The following is a 1,243-nucleotide window of genomic DNA, read 5'->3' on the forward strand; positions in this document are numbered from 1 at the left end:
TTTTATTATCGCGGGGTAGAGCAGTCTGGTAGCTCGTCGGGCTCATAACCCGGAGGTCGTTGGTTCAAATCCAGCCCCCGCAATTTTGGTCCGTTGGTCTAGTTGGTTTAGGACGCATCCCTGTCACGGATGAGATCACGAGTTCGAGTCTCGTACGGACCGTATGGCTCGGTAGCTCAGTTGGTAGAGCAACGGATTGAAGCTCCGTGTGTCGGCGGTTCGATTCCGTCCCGCGCCATTCAATAATGCGGGTATAGTTTAGTGGTAAAACCACAGCCTTCCAAGCTGTTGTCGCGAGTTCGATTCTCGTTACCCGCTTCTACCAAGTATATCTTTGGTATGGGCCTATAGCTCAGTTGGTTTAGAGCGCACGCCTGATAAGCGTGAGGTCGATGGTTCGAGTCCATTTAGGCCCATTGGGGAAGTACTCAAGTGGCTGAAGAGGCGCCCCTGCTAAGGGTGTAGGTCGCGACAAGCGGCGCGAGGGTTCAAATCCCTCCTTCTCCGTTATAATGGAGTTTGTTAGAAACTTATAAACCTCGGAAACCTTGTTATAATAGGTTTTCGGGGTTTTTGTAATTCTCCAAAATTCTTTAAAATTATAAAGTTGGTGCACGATTGGTGCACGATTATAAAAAAATCAGCAGACCGTGCACCAAAAATAAAAATCGTGCACCAAAAGTGGTCTACTGGTTGATATTACAATGATTCTAGCGCTTTAATTATTTGGTCGTCAGTTTTGTTTTTAAACTCATCGATCATATATGCATAAACGTTAGTTGTTGTCGAAATATTAGAATGGCCCAATCTTTTAGAGATGGCATAAACATCAATACCTTTAGCTAATAAAAGGGCTACATGTGAGTGACGTAAACTGTGGAAATGAAATCCATTTTTACTTATCTTGTTTTCTTTTAAGGCAACTCTTAATGCTTTGTTGACAGAACCAGAAGTAGGTATTTCGTGTTGGCGATTCATAAAAACCATCATGGAATTATTGTGTGACTGTAGTTGATACAGATAAGCCAAAAGACTTGGATTAATTTTAATAGTTCGCTTTGAAGATTTGTTTTTAGTATCTTTAAATTGTTTATGAATAGCATCCCACGATTTTGATATTGTAATGGTTTGATTATGGCAGATTGTAAAATTTAAGTTGAACATTTAAGTGGACAGAAAAACCCATCAAGGTCTTTAATGGTGTTACCTCAACATTCCATTAGAAAGAAGGACCTTAATGGGC

The 1,243-nt window shown here is 41.3% G+C and carries 1 protein-coding gene and 6 tRNA genes; 6 read left to right on the forward strand and 1 reads right to left on the reverse strand.

All coding sequences use genetic code 11. The annotated features are described in order from the left end of the window. Positions 1 to 9 precede the first annotated feature (9 nt). The 6 genes from H5975_RS08155 to H5975_RS08180 all read left to right on the forward strand — a co-directional run bounded on the left by H5975_RS08155 (position 10) and on the right by H5975_RS08180 (position 507). Positions 10 to 83 (forward strand) — tRNA-Met (locus H5975_RS08155). Between the two features lie 4 nt (positions 84 to 87). After that, positions 88 to 162: transfer RNA gene (locus H5975_RS08160), tRNA-Asp, on the forward strand. A gap of 3 nt (positions 163 to 165) precedes the next feature. After that, positions 166 to 238 (forward strand) — tRNA-Phe (locus H5975_RS08165). Between the two features lie 9 nt (positions 239 to 247). After that, positions 248 to 318 (forward strand) — tRNA-Gly (locus H5975_RS08170). Between the two features lie 23 nt (positions 319 to 341). Beyond that, positions 342 to 416 (forward strand) — tRNA-Ile (locus tag H5975_RS08175). A 2-nt stretch (positions 417 to 418) separates the two neighbouring features. Then, positions 419 to 507: transfer RNA gene (locus H5975_RS08180), tRNA-Ser, on the forward strand. A 192-nt stretch (positions 508 to 699) separates the two neighbouring features. Here H5975_RS08180 and H5975_RS08185 read toward each other — a convergent pair. Further along, a complete protein-coding gene (locus H5975_RS08185) occupies positions 700 to 1,164 on the reverse strand; it encodes a site-specific integrase (protein ID WP_204785617.1) in 465 nt (154 codons plus the stop codon). Positions 1,165 to 1,243 lie beyond the last annotated feature (79 nt).

The organism is Limosilactobacillus coleohominis (assembly GCF_016901675.1).
Lineage (GTDB): Bacteria > Bacillota > Bacilli > Lactobacillales > Lactobacillaceae > Limosilactobacillus > Limosilactobacillus intestinavium.